The 17,141-nt window shown below is 61.4% G+C and carries 11 protein-coding genes; 6 read left to right on the top strand and 5 right to left on the bottom strand.

Translation table 11 applies throughout. The features are described 5' to 3' along the window. Nucleotides 1–36: 36 nt before the first annotated feature. Genes ALFI_RS15110 through ALFI_RS15100 form a run of 3 tightly spaced genes read right to left on the bottom strand, consistent with a single transcriptional unit; the run spans nt 37 to nt 3,578 of the window. Nucleotides 37–1,386, bottom strand: coding sequence for an MFS transporter (locus ALFI_RS15110; protein WP_014776458.1), 1,350 nt, complete (start codon nt 1,384–1,386; stop codon nt 37–39). Nucleotides 1,387–1,407: 21 nt separating this feature from the next. Next, nucleotides 1,408–2,406 carry a glycerophosphodiester phosphodiesterase family protein gene (locus ALFI_RS15105; protein WP_014776457.1) on the bottom strand — a complete coding sequence of 333 codons (999 nt, stop codon included), beginning with the start codon at nt 2,404–2,406 and terminating at the stop codon, nt 1,408–1,410. 14 nt (nt 2,407–2,420) lie between these two features. Next, entirely contained in the window at nt 2,421–3,578 is a 1,158-nt protein-coding gene (locus ALFI_RS15100) for a mannitol-1-phosphate 5-dehydrogenase (protein ID WP_014776456.1), read from the bottom strand. A 291-nt stretch (nt 3,579–3,869) separates the two neighbouring features. Here ALFI_RS15100 and ALFI_RS15095 point away from each other — a divergent pair, with 291 nt between their 5' ends. The 6 genes from ALFI_RS15095 (at nt 3,870) to ALFI_RS15070 (ending at nt 13,603) form a co-directional block, all read left to right on the top strand. Continuing rightward, a complete protein-coding gene (locus tag ALFI_RS15095) occupies nt 3,870–4,460 on the top strand; it encodes an RNA polymerase sigma-70 factor (RefSeq protein WP_014776455.1) in 591 nt (196 codons plus the stop codon). Between the two features lie 80 nt (nt 4,461–4,540). Beyond that, on the top strand, nt 4,541–5,548 hold the full coding sequence (locus ALFI_RS15090) for a FecR family protein (protein WP_014776454.1): 1,008 nt from the start codon (nt 4,541–4,543) through the stop codon (nt 5,546–5,548). An 81-nt stretch (nt 5,549–5,629) separates the two neighbouring features. Next, nucleotides 5,630–9,172, top strand: coding sequence for a SusC/RagA family TonB-linked outer membrane protein (locus ALFI_RS15085; protein WP_014776453.1), 3,543 nt, complete (start codon nt 5,630–5,632; stop codon nt 9,170–9,172). A 20-nt stretch (nt 9,173–9,192) separates the two neighbouring features. Next, the gene (locus ALFI_RS15080; protein ID WP_014776452.1) at nt 9,193–10,659 is read left to right on the top strand and encodes a RagB/SusD family nutrient uptake outer membrane protein; all 1,467 of its coding nucleotides are present in this window, start codon (nt 9,193–9,195) and stop codon (nt 10,657–10,659) included. 25 nt (nt 10,660–10,684) lie between these two features. Beyond that, nucleotides 10,685–12,670: an FISUMP domain-containing protein gene (locus ALFI_RS15075; RefSeq protein ID WP_009598973.1), complete on the top strand. Its 1,986-nt coding sequence runs from the start codon at nt 10,685–10,687 to the stop codon at nt 12,668–12,670. A 60-nt stretch (nt 12,671–12,730) separates the two neighbouring features. Further along, nucleotides 12,731–13,603, top strand: coding sequence for a glycerophosphodiester phosphodiesterase (locus ALFI_RS15070; RefSeq protein ID WP_014776451.1), 873 nt, complete (start codon nt 12,731–12,733; stop codon nt 13,601–13,603). A gap of 67 nt (nt 13,604–13,670) precedes the next feature. Here the strand turns inward: ALFI_RS15070 and ALFI_RS15065 are convergent, their stop codons facing one another. Together ALFI_RS15065 and ALFI_RS15060 are read right to left on the bottom strand one after the other, a co-directional pair. Next, on the bottom strand, nt 13,671–15,272 hold the full coding sequence (locus tag ALFI_RS15065) for a calcineurin-like phosphoesterase C-terminal domain-containing protein (RefSeq protein ID WP_009598980.1): 1,602 nt from the start codon (nt 15,270–15,272) through the stop codon (nt 13,671–13,673). 23 nt (nt 15,273–15,295) lie between these two features. Then, entirely contained in the window at nt 15,296–17,131 is a 1,836-nt protein-coding gene (locus ALFI_RS15060) for a RagB/SusD family nutrient uptake outer membrane protein (RefSeq protein WP_014776450.1), read from the bottom strand. Nucleotides 17,132–17,141: the final 10 nt, after the last annotated feature.

Raw genomic sequence — 17,141 nt, 5'->3', positions numbered from 1 at the left:
TTCGCTCACACATTATCATTAACCTAAAACCTCGTGTCAGTCGTCGTAGCCGTTGGGTTTGGCTTTCCATGCGGCGGCGAAGATCGCCGTGCCGACGAGCGCCATGCCCACCAGCGTATAGAGCGCGATGCTCCAGTCGGTGTACTGCACCAGCATGCCGAGTCCCCAGCCCGAAACGATCGTGCTGCCGTAGCCGAACAGCCCGCAGAAACCGCCTGCCGTAGCGGCGGCGCGCTTGGTGGCGATATTGGCCGCGGCGATGCCGACCAGCGCCTGCGGGCCGTAGATGAAGAATCCGGCGGCCATCAGAATCGCAACGGCCACGATCAGCGGCGTATGCTCGTTGAGCGAATAGAGTCCCACCAGACACACGGCGGCCATCAGCATGCAGATGACGCACGTGCGGGGCGCACGGCCGCCGAAGAAACGGTCGGTGGCCCAGCCTGCGGCCAGCATGCCCGCGATACCGGCAATTTCGAACGCCGCGACGGTCCAGCCCGCATGGCTGATGTCCATGTGCAGGTGCTCCTTGAGCATCGTCGGTCCCCAGTCCAGCACGGCGAAGCGCACGATGTAGACGAAGAAGTTGCCCACGGCGATGATCCAGATCGTCGGATTCAGGAAGACCTTGCGGCGCAGGAAGGCCTTGTATTCGGCCTTCTCCTCCGCTTTGGACTGCGGTTTTTCGGCCGTTTTGCCGGTCTTGAGTTCGGGAAGGCCCACCGACGAGGGCGTGTCGCGGACGAAGGCCCAGACGACGGCCGCACCCAGCAGGGCGATCGTCGCCGGGAGCAGGAAGCACCAGCGCCAGTGCTGCGAGAGCATCGACGAAGCGTCGAACCATGCGCCCCAGTTCAGGCTGACGACATAGCCGCAGAAGATGATGGCCAGTCCGGCGCCGATCGAGTGCGAGGTGTTCCAGACCGACATCTTGGTCGCCAGCCGTTCGGGGACGATCCAGTGGGTCATCAGCCGCGTGCAGGGCGGGACGCCCATGCCTTGGAACCAGCCGTTGAGAATCCAGAAGATGCCCAGCGCCAGCACCGAGGAGCTGAATCCGAAGAGCAGGTTGCAGATGCCGCAGAAAACGAGTCCCGTGACCAGAAAGTAGCGTGCGTTGCTGCGGTCGCCCCAGATGCCGTTGACGAACTTCGAGAGTCCGTAGATCAGTCCGTGGAGCGTGAGGAAGAGGCCGAGGTCGGATTTCGAAATGCCCATCTCCTCGTTGAGATACGGCATGGCGATACTCAGGTTCTTGCGCACGAAATAGAAGAGCGCGTAACCGAAGATGCACATCGCCATGGTGCGGAATTCCCAGTATTTGAAACGTTTGACCTGTTGGTCGGTCATGCCGGCATATGCCGGATTGAGTTGTTTTACAGACATTTATTCAGGTTGGTTCGGGTTTTACTTCAGGTCGGTGGAGCTTCTGTTGCCGCGGATGGCGGCGTCCTGCAGGGCGTGGATCGCGTCGCGCGACCACGGCAGGCCGATGAATTCGGAGGGATAGTCGGTCTCGATGATGTCGGGTTCGGCCAGCAGTTCGCGCATGTAGGCCACGCGGCGGTCGTGGGGATTCTTCACCTTGTCGGACGATCCGGTGATCGAGGTCATCGTCATCACGCCCTCGGCGTGCAGCAGATCGTAGACCTGTTGGAGTTCGGGATTGACCGCCAGACGGATATAGGCCATGATGTATTTCCACGGAATGGGCGAAGCTTCGTACGCCCGGAAGTGCTCCATCGAACTGATTTCGACGCAGAACATGACGTTGCGGATACCGTGGTTCCAGTAGTAGAGCGCCTCTTCGATCGAGCGGACGCTCAGCATGATGTTGTGGTACATGGACCACTCGCCGCCGGGCCGGAGCTGCCTGATATAGTAGTCGAGACTCGCGCGGCGCACCTCGTCGCTCACGCCTTTGGTGTTGATGTACTTGTTGTCGAAGTTGAAGACCACCTTGTCCTTGCCCCACTCCAGCACATCCTTCAGGCGCGGAATCCTATAGGGCGTGACTTTGCCGTCGCGGTCCACGAGGTTCAGGCGGCGCAGTTCGTCGTAGGTGTAGTCGGCGACGAGGCCCTTGCCCGTGGTCGTGCGGTCGATCGTCAGGTCGTGCATGAGCACCATGACGCTGTCCTTGGTGAAGCTGAAGTCGATTTCGAAGAAGGTAGGCATCAGCGACAGCGTCTTTTCGCACGACTCGATGCAGTTTTCGGGATAGCCGGGCATCATGCCGCCGCGGTGGCCGCTGACGATCACGTCGCGCGCGGGATCGTAGGTGAAATAGGCCTGCAGCTCCTCGATCGAATTGATCTTCACGGTGTGCAGCCGGGGGGCTTGGGCGCAGGCGGGCATGATTGCGGCGCAGCATGCGGCCAGCAGTAGCAGTTTCGTGTTTTTCATGTCGCAGGCGGGGATTAGCGGATGATTCGTTCTACTTCGGCGTACGCCTGCGCGGCGAGCGCGGGCAGCGGATCGCCGGCGGGCAGTTCCGCGATTTCGGCTACGGCCGCCGCCGCGCCGAGCCGTGCGGTCATGGCGATCATCTCCACGCTCTGCGGGTCCTCCGGATTGTCGTAGTGCAGGGCCGCACCGATGCCCAGCAGCAGGTTGGGCGTGCCGATGCCGTACTGACGGGCCGTGAGGACCGGTTTTACGAGCCGGTCGCCCGCCGAAAGCTTGCGGAGCGGTTCGCGGCCCACGCGGGTCACGTCGTCGCAGAGGTAGGGGTTCGTAAAGCGGCCGATGATCTTGTCGATATAGGCGAAGTGGGCGTCGCGGTCGAAGCCGTAACGCGCCACCAGCCCCCGCCCGCTCTCGCGCATGGCGGCTTTGACGACGGCGTGGATCTGCTCGTCGGAAATGCTCTGGCAGATGGTCATGTAGCCCTTCATGCGGCCCAGATAGGCCGTAATGGCGTGGCCCGTGTTGAGCGTGAAGAGCTTGCGCTCGATGTAGGCGATCAGGTTGTCGGCCGGATTCATGCCGGGGATTTCGGGTACGGCTCCCTTGAATGCGGCGCGCTCGACGTTCCATTCGAAGAAGCGTTCGACGACCACGTCGATCGGGTTTTCGCTCTTGACGGGCGGCACGATGCGGTCCACCGAACAGTCGGGGAAGCCGACGTACTGCTCGCAGTAGGCCTGTCCGGCGGCGTCGAGGTGCGTCAGCACCGCGGCTTTGAGCTGCGAAGTGGCGCGGACGCCGTTTTCGCAGGCGATGACGTTGAGCGGCTGCTCGACGCCCTGCTCCCTGCGGGCCTCGATGCCCGCGGCGATGGCTCCTGCGATGCGGGGCAGGATCGTAAGGCCGACGGCCGTGGTGACGATCTCCGCTTCGGCGATTTGCTGCGCGAGTTCGGGACTCCGCGAATCCACGGCCGAAATGTCGGTGATGCGCACCTCCTCGCATACGGTGTCCATGATCTGCACCGTGTAGCCCTTGTCCCGGTTGATCCGGTCCACGATCTGTTCGTTCACATCGGCGAACACCACATGGTAGCCCGCCTTTTCCAGCACGGCGCCGATGAATCCGCGTCCGATGTTGCCCGCTCCGAATTGAATAGCTTTTTTCATTCTATCTATGATTGATGATTATCAGAATCGCATGATGTGTCTGCGCCGGAGATGGGAAAACGCGGCGGCAGGTGCCGCCGTACTGCCGGAGCATGGCTGCCGGGGACTGCGCTGCGGCGTCCGGCGCCGGAAAGAGGTTTTTTCCCATCGGTCGTGTAGTTCGGTTGTGACATATTAAATACAACCGATCGGACGAAACCACCTAACGGAATTACAAAAAAATTAAAAATAACACGGGGGATTGTTTCATAAATTCAGAATGTTTACTTTTGTGGCGAATCAGATTGTCCGATGGAGAAAATTCTGCTTACGACACGGATCCGCAACGGCGACCGCAAGGCTTTCGACGAACTTTGCGGCCGGTACTATGCCATGCTGGTCTCCTACGCCCGCCTTTTCATGAAGGACGACTGGGCCGAGGACGTGGTGCAGGACGTCTTTTACAACGTGTGGCAGAACCGCGCGGCGCTGGACGATTCGAACTCCCTGTATAAATATCTGCTGCGTTCGGTTTACAACCGCGCGCTCAACTATCTGGACAAGAACAGGCGCGCCGGCGATTACCGCGCCTACTATCAGGAGCGGATCGCCTCGATGGGCAGCGCCTACTATGCGCCCGACAACAGTCCGATCATCCGTAAGCTCTATTCCGACGACCTGCGCGCGAGTCTCGACGCGGCGATCGAGTCGCTGCCGCCCAAATGCCGCGAGGTATTCAGACTGAGCTACCTCGAAGACCTTTCGAACCGCGAGATCAGCGAACGGCTCGGCATCTCGCAAAGTACGGTCGAGAATCATATGTATGCGGCGCTCAAACAACTGCGCCGGAAGCTCTCCAAGGAGCAGCTGCTGTTGCTGCTCGCCCTGCTGTTCATGCGATAGGAAAAAATTTGCCGTACCGAGTAGGTATTTTCTCCGGGGTGCCTGTATGTTATTATGCAAGCACCTAAAAAAGATACGCATTGGCACACACCGACGACACCGTATTGTACAGCATCGATTCTGTATTATACAAGCACCTGAATCACGAAACGACCGAGGCCGAAGAGCGGCGGCTTTACGCATGGCTCGAAGAACGGGAGGAGCACCGCACCTTCTATTTCGAGATCGCCGCGATCTGGAGCGCCCACAAAACCCTTTCGTCCAAACAGCTCGGCGAGCGCTGCGACGCCATGATGCGCCGGCTCAACGCGCGGATCGACGCCGACGAAGCGATGCGCCGCGAGGTGAAGCGGCGGCGTCCCGCATGGCGCCGCTGGGCGTTGGCTGCGGCCGCAGTGGCGGTGGTCGCCGTCGCCGTAACCGCGGCGTGGTTCGCCAGCATCGGTACGCCGGGGGACGAGCTGTTCCGTACTTATCTGAATGAAAGCGGCGAAATTGCGGCCCTGCGTCTCGAAGACGGCACGCAGGTGTGGATGCAGGACGGGACCGAACTGCAATATGCGGTCGGCGCGGGGTCGGAGGAGCGTATCGTGCGCATCGACGGCGAAGCCTACTTCGACGTGGCGCACGACGAAGCGCATCCCTTCGTGGTGAAGACCGAAAACCTGTCGGTGCGGGTGCTGGGCACGGCGTTCAACGTCAGGGCGCATGCCGCCGATCCGCTGACCGAAGTGGTGCTCGAACGCGGTTCGGTGCGCCTGCAGACCCCCGAAGGCTATAATCTCGTGCGGCTCCATCCCAACCAGCGGGCCGTGTTCGACGCCGCGAAGGACGACATCGAGGTGGAAGAGATCTACGCCGAGCATTTCGTGACGGAGCGTTACAACCTCGTGGCGATGAAGAACGCCACGATCGGCGAAATCATCGCCCGCATCGAATCGAATTACGGCGTGCGGATACGCATAGCCGATCCCGACAACCGGAAACGATACGACATCAACTACCTGCGCACCAACTCGCTCGAAGAGGTCATCGACATCGTCGAATTCATGACCGGACAGCGCTGCGAGGTCGTGCGCGGTAACTAGCTATCCTCTGTCCCGTCCGCGGACGGCCGCCGCGGACGGGGCTTTTCACCCAAATTAACCTTTTTCGCAAACCTTAAAATCATGAAGAAAAATTCCATCTTCCGTTGGGGAGTGGCGATGCTTCTTTTGTTTACCGGCTTGAGCCTGAGGGCCTATGCCGAAGACGACGGAGGCTCCCCTTTCCGGAAAAACCACGATGTGGACCTAACGGTCAAGTCCGCTACCCTACAGACTTTTACGGACGCTTTCACCAAGCAGACGGGCGTGCTTTTCTCCTACGAATCGGCGCTGGCGTCCATGCCGATGGGCGACGTGTCGGTACGCGAGAGCAACGCCCCGCTGGAGCGGATTCTGAATAACGTATTCACCAAACGGGGATTCCGCTACAAAATCGTGGACCGCACGGTCGTGCTGACATACGACCGCACTGCGGAGCCGCAGCGGAAGAACAGCGTGACGGGCCGTGTCTGCGACGCGGCGGGAAGCCCGCTGGTCGGCGCCACGGTGCTGGTGAAGGATTCCACGCGCGGCACGACGACTGGGGCCGACGGCACCTATTCGGTCGAGGCGGAGCCCGGCGCGGTCCTGCTCTTCTCGTACATCGGTTACACGGAACGCGAAGAGCCGGTCGGAAGCCGTTCGATGATCGACGTCACGATGCAGGAGGACCAGTCGGTGCTGGAGGAGGTCGTGGTCGTGGGATACGGCACGCAGACGCGCAAGACCGTGACTTCGGCGATCTCGAAAATGGACGGCAAAACCCTCGAAAGCATGCCCGTGAACCTCGTCGGGGACGGTATGAAAGGCCGTATCGCCGGCTTGCAGGTCGCCACGACCGACGCAACGCCGGGTTCGGCGCCGAAATTCCTGATCCGCGGCGGTTCGTCGATCAACAACTCCAACGATCCGATCGTGCTGGTGGACGGCGCCGTACGCGAAATGGCGGGCCTGAACCCGAACGACATCGAGTCGATCGAGGTGCTCAAGGACGCCGCGTCGGCCGGTATCTACGGTTCGCGCGCATCGAACGGCGTGATTCTCATCACCACCAAGAAGGGCGCGCCCCACAAGGGACCGCAGATCGTTTTCGAGGGGCAGTGGGCCTATGAGAGTCCGGCCACGAAGTTCGACCTGATGAACGGCCGGGATTACCTGCTCACGCTGCGCCCGGCGATCGCCGAAGGCTACTGCGGCGGCGCGGACCCGCTCAGCATTCTCGACGGCGCCGAATCGGCGGGAGCCGGCAACAGCGCCGCTTCGCGCTGGACGACGCGCTACCTCAATCCGGGCGAATCGCTGCCGAAAGGCTACAAATGGATCGAAGACCCGGTGAACCCCGGCAAGATCATCGTTTTCCAAGACAACGACCAGCAGAGCCAGTGGTTCGACGACGCCTTCTGGCAGAACTACTATATCGGCGTGAACGGCGGCGGCGAGAACATCCGGTATGCCGCGTCGGCGGGTTATACGGACGACGGCGGCATCGGCATGGCCACCGGATTCTCCCGCTTCACCTTCCATGGCAACACCTCGTTCAAGGTGACCAGACGCCTGACGGCGACCACGACCTTCGACTATTCGCAGATCGAGCGGCAGATGCTCGACGGAGGGGCGCTCAACAAGCGCAATTCGGTGATCCGCGGCCTTTCGGTACCCGCCACCCACCGCGACTGGTACGACGCCGAAGCCGGGGAGGATTTGGCCGGAACGCCCGCCATGGGGCCGAACAACACCACGCTGCCCGCCGCCTACTACAACTATTACTACAGCGATACGGGCGAGACGACCAAGCGGTCGAGCGTGAACATCAACCTCGAATGGGCGATCGTGGACGGCCTGCGCGCCGTGGCCCAGTTCTCGAACCACAACCGCCATTCGCGCAGCCACTTCTTCGTGAAGAACAACCCCACGACGGGCACCAACATCCGGCCCACGAAAGAGGCCTTCACGGAGACCAACCGCATGGACTTCCAGACCTACCTGAACTGGAAGAAAACCTTCGCCGAAGACCACAACATCGACGTGGTGGCCGGTTACGACTACATGAAGGACAAGAACAACAGCATCGACGCGCGCGTGCAGGGGGCGGCATCGGACAAGATTCCGACGCTGAACGTCGGGACCTCCAACATCACCAACTACCCGACCAGCACGCGGACCGACGAGGTGCTGATCTCCTACTTCGGACGTGTCAACTACAACTTCCGCGAGAAATACCTGCTGTCGTTCACCATGCGCGCCGACGGCTCGTCGAAATTCGCCGCGGGCAACCGCTGGGGTTACTTCCCGGCGGCTTCGGCCGGCTGGATCGTGGACGAGGAGGCGTTCTGGCCGCGGAACAAGGTGGTCAGCTCGCTCAAACTGAGGGCCAGCTACGGTCTGACGGGCAACAACGGCATCGGGCTTTACGACACCTACGGCAGTTACAACTCGGCGTACCAGTACAACGGCATGTCCACCACCACGACCGGCGAAATGCCGAACAGCAACCTGACATGGGAATCCACGACGCAGGTCAATGCCGGTCTGGACATGGGGCTGGCCGACGACCGGGTGCGCGTGAGTTTCGACTATTACGACAAAGTGACGCGCAACCTGCTGTTCGACGTGACGCTGCCCAACACCACCGGTTACGGTTCGGTGGTCTCCAACGTGGGCAAGGTCCGCTTCTACGGCGTCGATCTGGCGATTTCGTCGGTCAACATCAGCCGCGGCGACTTCACGTGGACCACCGACTTCACCTATAACTTCAACATGAACAAGGTGCTGAAGCTGCCCGACAACGGCAACGTGCGCAACCGCATGGACGGCATCACCATCGGCGACGGCAGCCAGTTCGGGGGCATCGCCGAGGGCGAGCGCATGGGCCGCATCTACGGTTACAAGGTCGATCACATCATCGAGACGCAGGCCGACGCCGATGCGGCGATGTACGACGCTTCGTCGCGCGGATACCGCCGCTCGGACCGCAGGCAGATCGCCGGACGCAAGGACATCGGCGACTACGAATGGGTCAACCGCGCGGGATCGACGCAGCGCGACGGCCGGGACATCATCAACGAGGAGGACCAGTTCCTGCTCGGCTACGCCACGCCCCACTCGACCGGCGGCATCGGCAATACTTTCCGGTACCGGAACTGGTCGCTGAATATCTATATGGACTATGCGCTGGGCCACTCGATCCAGAACGAGATGCAGATGCGCTACTTCATGGCGACGATGGGCAACTGCAACTGGAATTTGGTGAACGACGTGAAGCAGTGCTGGTCGCAGCCGGGCGACAAGACCAAGTACGCCCGTTTCACGGCCAACGACCCCGACTGGGGCAACCGCAACTTCTCGCGCATGTCGGACGTTTTCGTCGAGAAGGGCGACTACCTCTGCATCCGCGACATCTCGCTTTCGTACAAGCTTCCCGTGCGCTGGACGAGCCGGCTGGGCATGAAAGACGTGACCCTGACCGTTTCGGGCAACACGCTCTACTACTGGACGGCCGTGCACGGCGTATCGCCCGAAGCGGCGACCACCGGGGGACTCTACAATTCGGCTTCGACCTATGCCACGGGTTTCAGCCCCTATCCGCCCGCGCGCAAGATCCTGTTCAGCGCCAAATTCACGTTCTAACCCCTTAAAACTACCAAACCATGAAATGCAAAAAGATACTGACTGCCCTGCTGGCTGCGGCGTGCACGATGAGCGGCTGCCACGGCGACCTCGATATCATGCAGGACAACAAGCTCTCGGCCAGCAACATGTGGATCGACGAAAGCGACGCCGAGACGGCGACCTACGGCATCTACCTCTACATGCGCGACGCGCTCAAGAGCGTACACGACATCTACCTCTGCTGGGGTGAATTTCGCAACGGTCTCTGGGGCGCGGGCACGAACAAAACGCTGTCGGGCGTGGACCAGACGCAGGTGCGCACCAGCACCATGTCTTCGAGCAACGCCTATGCCGACTGGAGCGTCATGTATAAGACCGTCAATCAGGCCAACCTGATTCTCAAGCACGTGCCGGAGATGGGAATTTCGGAATCGGTCCGCAATTTCAGTCTGGGCAACGCCTATTTCTCCCGCGCATGGTGCTATTTCTGGATCGCACGCATCTGGGGCGACGCTCCGCTGGCCCTTACGGGGTACGAATCCACGGGCGGCGACCTCTACCTGCCCCGCGCGCCGAAAGCAGAGATTTTCGCCCGGATCGAAAGCGACCTGACCGAAGCCGAGCGGTACGTGACCGACAATTCGGACAAGGCCGTAGCCACGCCCGCCGCGGTGCAGATGCTCAAGGCTGACTACGCGCTGTGGATGTACCGCGTCGCCGGAGGCGGTTCGTCGTACCTCACCATGGCCGAGAAGGCCATCGAGGCGCTGAACCTCTCGGCGTCGCGTCTGGAAAGCGACTACGCTCAGGTCTTCTCCTCGGCCAACAAGCTCAACAAGGAGGTGATCTTCGCCGTCCATCAGGCCAACGGCGAAGCCGTCAACGGACCGGGGTATTACCTCGGCTGGAACAGCAACTACGTTGAAGCGGCCTACCAGAACAACCCTGTGCCCATCACCGGCGGCAACCAGTGGTGGTGGTACACCGACCGCTACAAGGCGCTGCTGACCTCGGTCGAGGGCGATACGCGCACGAAGCTGACCTACAACAGGGCCGATTACGGCACGACGATCAAGTCGATCGAGTGGACCGAAAAGGGCGTCGGGCAGATGATAAGCGGCGCGCGCATTTTCGACTCCGACTTCATCCTCTACCGCTATGCCGAGGCCTTCCTGATGGATGCCGAAATCAAATACTACCGGAAGGACTACGGCGGGGCGCTGACGGCGCTGGGCGAAATCATCAAGCGCGCCTACGGCAACGCCGCCCACTACACCGATCAGAGCGAGGCGGCCGTAAAACGGGCCATCGTCGAGGAGAGTCTCAAAGAGCTGGTCGGCGAAGGGCGCACGTGGTGGACGCTGATCCGTCTGGACGCGGTCTGGGAGTACAACAAGGATGTCGCCGACAAGCGCGAAAGCAACGCCAACATTCTCCTGTGGCCCATCACGCAGGAGTCCATCATCAAGAATTCCAAGCTCAAACAGACGGAGGGCTGGTATTGATACATAACCCGAAAAACGAACGACAATGAAAATCAACTGTTATATTGCGCTCGTCGCCGCGGCCCTCGCATGCGCCTGCAATCCGCTGGCGGACACCGACGACATGGACAACAACGTGCAGGCCACACGCATCGCCTTCTCGCCCGAAGTCGTGACCCTCGACAACGCCGGGCGGAACGCCGAGGAGGATCAGGGACAGAACGTCATCGTCACGCTCAACCCCAAGGCACGCAGGTCGATGGCATGGAGCGCCGAGACGGACAAAACCGAAACGTGGTGCACGCTGACGGAGTGCAGCGTCACCGACGCCGACGGCGTCACGCACCGCGGATTCCGGATCACCGCGACCGAAAATACGGCCTACAAGCGCACGGCAACCGTTACCCTGACGGCGGCCGACGGCACGCAGGAGACGCTCCGGGTCGTGCAGACGGGCGTCTACCCCGACGCCGAAGTCACGGTGGACCCGAAGCAGATCGAGTTCAACGCCGACGAGATCGTCCCGGTCGATGTCAGCTTCACGACCAACATGGGCGACGTCTATGCGGTCTCCAGAGACGAGGACGCCGACTGGATTTCGTGGGAGGATTTGGGCGGCAACGTGATCCGCTTCACGGCCGCGCCGTGGGACGACGAGGAGCAGCCGCGCACGGCCAACGTCTATATCACGGTCGGCAGCGGGGAGACGAGCGCCGCCACGGCGAAGATTCCTGTCACGCAGCTGGCCAAAGACCTCTACTGCTATGTCTGGGGTGCGTCGCTGTTCGATTACGACCGGTTCGAACTCGCCCGGCGCATGACCAAGTCCGAGACGGGCGTCTACCGTTTCGACGCCTATTTCACTGCCGGAAATGCACCCGAAATCCGCGTCAACACCGTGCTGCGCGCCGATTACTACCCCGCTTACGCGCTTGCGGCCGACGGGCGGATCGTCACGCTCAATTCGGCGGCGGATGCGGTTCCCGCGGGGCCTGCGATCGACATCGACGGCATGCGTACGCTGACCATCGACCTCAATGCGATGACCTACACCCTGTCGCGCATAGCGATCGCCAACTGCATGCCCGACGACGCGGCGGCCGCCTGCCCGTCGAAGGCGTTCCGGACCAAGGACGGCGGCGTGAAGATATGGATGACCCGCAACCTGAACTGGAACGGCGGTCCGGAGATCGGCGCGATGAAACTGGGGTCGCGTCTGGTGCCGGCCTATTCCGGCTCGGCGACGTCGGGCGGCTACGATCCCCAAGACCCCTACATCGAGCGCAATCCCGCCTACGACGAAGAGGAGAGCGGCGGATCGGTCAAGGGCGATCAGGCCGTCACGGACCGTCACGGACGTCTCTATACGCTCGATGAAATCCTGCTGGGCACGCCCGCCGGCGGATTGGGCCGCGGCATCACCTCGATCGAATGGCCTTCGGCCTACAATGTCGGTTCGACATTCGTCGATGCCGTCGGCACGCAGATCACGGCGCGCGTCTTCAAGTCCGCGGAGATGAAAGCCGTGACCGACGACGAGCGGTTCTTCGCCGAAAATCCGGCGCTCTCGGCCCAGATTCAGGGCATCTGCCCCTACGGCTGGCATATCGCCAACTTCCGCGACTGGTACGACCTGGCCTATGCTGCGCTCGAAGCTTCGCGCGGCGATGGGACCTATCCCGTCCGGGAGGAGATGCTGACCATCGCCAAACTCGTCGCCACCAACGCCAACAACGTGGCTCCGTGGCTCCGCACGCAGGAGGGCTGGACGAGCACTCCCGCCCGTGCCGCGGGCGCCGACGCCTTCGACTTCAACCTCTATCCGACCGGATGGCGGCTCAACAAGAACGGCTACGGGCAGTACGGCGACACGGCCCATTCGTGGGTGCCGCTGATTGGCTCCTCGGCCAAGAAGACGTGGCGTCTGAACAACGTCAAGGCGACGAGCAACTACTGGTTCAACGACAACCTCGACGCCGGCAACCCGGCTGTGGGCATCCGCTGCGTGAAAAACTACAAAGTCAAGAAGTAATCAACCGACCGGGGTGCGGCCCGCCGAAGGGCGCTCCCCGGTCCAAAAACGACAAGAACGATGAAAAAGCTGAAATATCTGCTGATGGTGTGCTGTGCGGCCTGCGTATGGCTGGCGGCATGCTCCGACGACGATTACGAACCGCTGCCCGACTGGTGGTGGGAGCAGACGGGCGAACCGGCGGTCTATCCCGAACCCGAACCCGTCGATAACAAGGTCGTGGCGCACCGCGGCTGTTATGCCGAGACCGGATTTCCGCAGAACTCCGTCGCCGGGCTGAAAAAGGCCGTCGAGATGAAGCTCTTCGCCTCGGAGTGCGACATCCACCTGACCAAAGACGGCAAAGTGGTCGTCTACCACGACGATTATTACCTCGGCAACACCTGCTTCAAGGACGCCACCTATGCCGAGCTGTGTGCCAAGGGCACGCTGGCCAACGGCGAGAAACTGCCGCTGCTGGAGGAGTTCATCGACGTGGTGCTCGAAGGCGGCTGCACGCAGTTGTGGATCGACGTCAAGACGCTCGGCGACGAGGCGGGCGGCAATGCGGAAGCGAGCCGGACCGGCATCGCCGCCGCGCAAATCGTCCACGAGAAGAGGGCCAAGAATTTCGTGGGATTCATCGTCGGCCGTCTTGCCATACGCGACAAGGTGATTCCCGCGGTCCGCTCGGCGTGGTCCGTGTCGTACGGAGCGGCGGCCTACGAACCGGGCGACTTCATCGCCAGAGACATTCCGTGGGCCAACATGAAGCTCGCCGATTTCGGGCTGGACACCAAGCGGGCCAAGAGCTTTCCCGAAAACAAGGTGCGGCTGAGCCTGTGGCAGATCGACACCGACGAGCAGATGCAGTGGTATCAGGGCATCCGCAGCGATGTCTACGGCATCACGAACTATCCCCTCAGGATGATGGACAAGCTGGGACTCCGCTGACGGATTTCCGCATGAAAGAAATGCCGCGCCCCGAAAGGAGCGCGGCATCGCTTTTTGCAGGCCGGAATCAGAATCCGATGAAGTCGGTCTGAAGTTTCGACGTGCGGTAGGTGTTGCCCATGCCGTCCTCGACGACGATCTCGAAATCGGCCGTTTCGGGCGTCCCGGAGGTCAGCCTGCCGTAATAGAAGTGGTCGAGCTTCTTGCCCCACGTGCTGCCCACGCTCTTGCTGAAGTAGAGCACGTGGTAGGCGTAGGCCCAGTAGTCGCAGGTCGAAATGCGGGTCATATCCCCCACCTTCGCGCCGTTCTGCCAGAGCGACACTTTCCAGTCGCCGCCCGTGTCCGAATTCCAGACGTTGGCCACGATGCACTTCGCGTCGTTCATGGCCGAGGCGTTGGCGGCGAAGCCGAACGTCGTGCTGCCGGAGGTGCCGAACACCTGCTTGGCCGAGTAGGCGCGGATCTGGTGGTCGGCGGCCTTGTTGGTCGCTTTGTAATACTGGTTGGGAACGGTGCTGCCCGAAATCTCATACACGCCGTATCCGTTCGGCGTGCCGTCGGCGCAGAGGGTCGAGGTCCACCACGCGCCGCAGGCCGCTCCGTGGATGTGTTCGAAGATCTTCTTGCCGTTGCGGGTGTGGATGTACTTCTGCTGGTAGTGCGTGTGCCCGATCATGATGTGCGCTTCGGCGAACTCCGAGAGCAGGTCGAGCACCCCGGCGTGATTCATGTGGCTTTCGTCCGTTTCGCTCGTGCCGCCGCGGAAGGGCATGTGGGCGCAGAAGATCACCAGCTTGTCCTTCGCCACGTGCGACAGGTCCTGACGGAGCCATTCGAGCTGCTGGTCGGTGATGCCGCCCTTGTAGTTGCTCGACGGGGTGCTGCCGCCGACGTAGAAGACGTTGTCCATCGAGACGATGTGGGCGTTGCCGCGGTTGAACGAGTAGTTGCGCGGTCCGAACTGCGATTCGAAGTTGGCGGCGGCCTTGTCGTCCGAAGTCTCGGTCTTCAGGTGGTCGTGGTTGCCGATGGTCTGGAAGATCGTCAGGTTGCGGTTGGCCATCGCCTCCTTCATGTTGCTCCACAAGTCGGGTGTGTCGAAGACGATGTCGCCGAGCGTGATGCCGTACACGGCGCGCCCTTTGGCCTTGAACGTTTCGACCGTCGCCTCGATGTCGGGAATGGTCTCGTTGACGTAACGGCTGATGTCGGCCGTGCTGGCGCACTGCGGGTCGGCGATGCAGAGCAGCGTGAAGTCGGTTTCGGGAGCGGCCAGCGGCTTGAGCACGAAGTCGTGGCGGTCGGCGATGTTCTTGTGGACGATTTCGGCATAGTACAGCGGATAGTTGTCCGCCGAGGTGTTGATTTCGTACCCTGCCGGCGTGCTGTACCAGACGAAGCGCGCCTTCTTGTAGCGGATCATCTGATAGACGCCGTTGGCGTCGGTCTCCACGCAGTTGTAGCCGTCCGACACCACCACGCCCTGCACGGGGTTGCCCGACGTGTCGGTCACCAGTCCGTAGAGGGTCGTGCCCTCGCCGAGCTGCGTGCCGTTAAGCTCGGTCTCGACGCCGGGTTCGCGGCCCTCGCCGTCCGATTTGTCGTTGCTGCACGCCAGCAGAAGCGCGGCCGCCATGCAGCAGAATAACATGATTCTTGTCTTCATATCTTGTCGTTTTTATTGTCCTCTTACTTCCAGAGCGCGTTCTGTTCGAGATTGGGGTTGCGCGTGATCGCCGTCAGCGGAATCGGACGCAGGTACTTCTTTTCGCTCCATACGCGCCGGTATTCCCAGACGATGTTGCCCTCGCCGTTGAGCGAGAAGGTCTGGTTGGCGCCCGTATTCGAAATGGCGATCGAATGTTTGGTGTCCTCGCCCGGACGGATGTAGAAGTCGGGCACGGGATCGCCGTTGTCGTCGGTGCTGAGACCCGTGTAGTCGTAGGTATAGCTCGTGCTGCCGATGTAGATGCCCGTCCACGGGTTGTTGTCGCTCGTCAGCAGGTCGCCCATGTGCCAGCGCATGTCGTCGTCCCAGCGGAGACCCATTTCGAGACAAAGTTCGATGCCTCGTTCGCGGCGCACTTCGAGAATCCATTTGTCGGTCACCGTATTGAGGAAATAAGCCTCCATGTAGGGATCGGCCTTGGCGGGGATGACCGACGTCACGCCGGCGCGGCTGCGCAGCGGCGCGATGGTCTGATCCCAGACGGCGGCGTCCATTTCGCCCAGCTCGGCCTTGGCTTCGGCATAGTTGAGCAGCACCTCGGCGTAACGGATGATCGGCAGCGAGTTCCAGCTGGCCGCCTTCGAAAGCACGTTGTCGGCATCGTCGTCGATCGACCACTTGATCGGATGGTAGCCCGTGCGGGTCACCTTCCAGTTGGGCGAATAGGGCACCGTGCGGCCGCTGATCTTCATCTGGTACGAGGGGCTGATGACCGTCTGCGCCATGCGGGCGTCGCGGCCGTCGAATTCGTGGATGAAGTCGACGGTCTTGTAGCCGTCGATGTCGGTGAAGGGCGTGCCCTTGGTCGTGAGGTAGGTGTTCATGAACTTCTTGGTCATGGCGATCTTGGTTCCGTAGGTCGGCGAATAGTAATACCAGCTGGTTTCGTGGAAGGCCGAAAGCTCCTTGCTGTATTCGCGGCCGAAGATCACCTCTTGGGTCAGCAGCCCGGCGCTGGTGAACAGCGAGCGGTAGGCGGTCTTCACGTCGCCCGTCACGAGCGAGAAGGGACCTTTGTCCATGATCTCCTTGGCTGCCGCGGCGGCTTCGCGCAGGAACTTGTTATCGGCGTTGTAGACGTCGTTCTGCCACGGCTTGTCGGACGACGGCTCGCGCGAATGGTACTTGCGGAAGGTGCCTTCGTAGAGACATACGCGCGACTTGAAGGCCAGCGCCACCCACTTGTTGATCAGGGCCGAGCCTTTCGTGTACTTGGCGTCGGCAAGGCAGTAGGTGCTGGCGAAGGTGAGGTCTTCGAGCACTTTGTCCATGACGTATTCGCGGCTGTCGCGGGGTTTGGTCAGAGCCTCCTTGTCGCTGGCCGAGATCGTGAAGTCGTACCAAGGCACGGCGCCGAAGGTCCGCACCTTGTCGTAGTAGAACCATGCGCGCCAGAAGCGGGCCACGCCTTCGTAATGGTTGTAGACCTCGTCGCTTACGCGGCCCCGGCAGCGGTGCATGTTGTCGAGCATGTAGTTTACGCGGCGCAGGTTGGTCCAGCTGCTTTCGGTCCAGCCGCCCTGATTGTCGGGCGAGACGTTGCCGTCGGGACGCAGCAGGTCGGTGGCGATGTCCACGGCGCAGTAGTCGGCGTCGATGTCGCCGCGCGTGATGGTTCCGTCGCCGGGGATCATCTTCTGGATGAATCCGTTGGCGTATAGCTCCAGATCGGTCTCCGATTTCCAGAATTCGTCGCTGCCGATCTGGTCGTAGGTGTCGCGCGTCAGGAAGTCCTCGCAGGCGGTCATTCCTGCGGCCGCCACGGTCATCAGCGTGTATAATAGGATTTTTTTCATGGTTGCAGTC

Origin of the sequence: Alistipes finegoldii DSM 17242, from assembly GCF_000265365.1 — a bacterium.
GTDB classification, from domain to species: Bacteria; Bacteroidota; Bacteroidia; order Bacteroidales; family Rikenellaceae; genus Alistipes; species Alistipes finegoldii.
The sequence above is the reverse complement of the archived record's forward strand: the minus strand, read 5'-3'. Positions and strand labels throughout refer to the sequence as shown.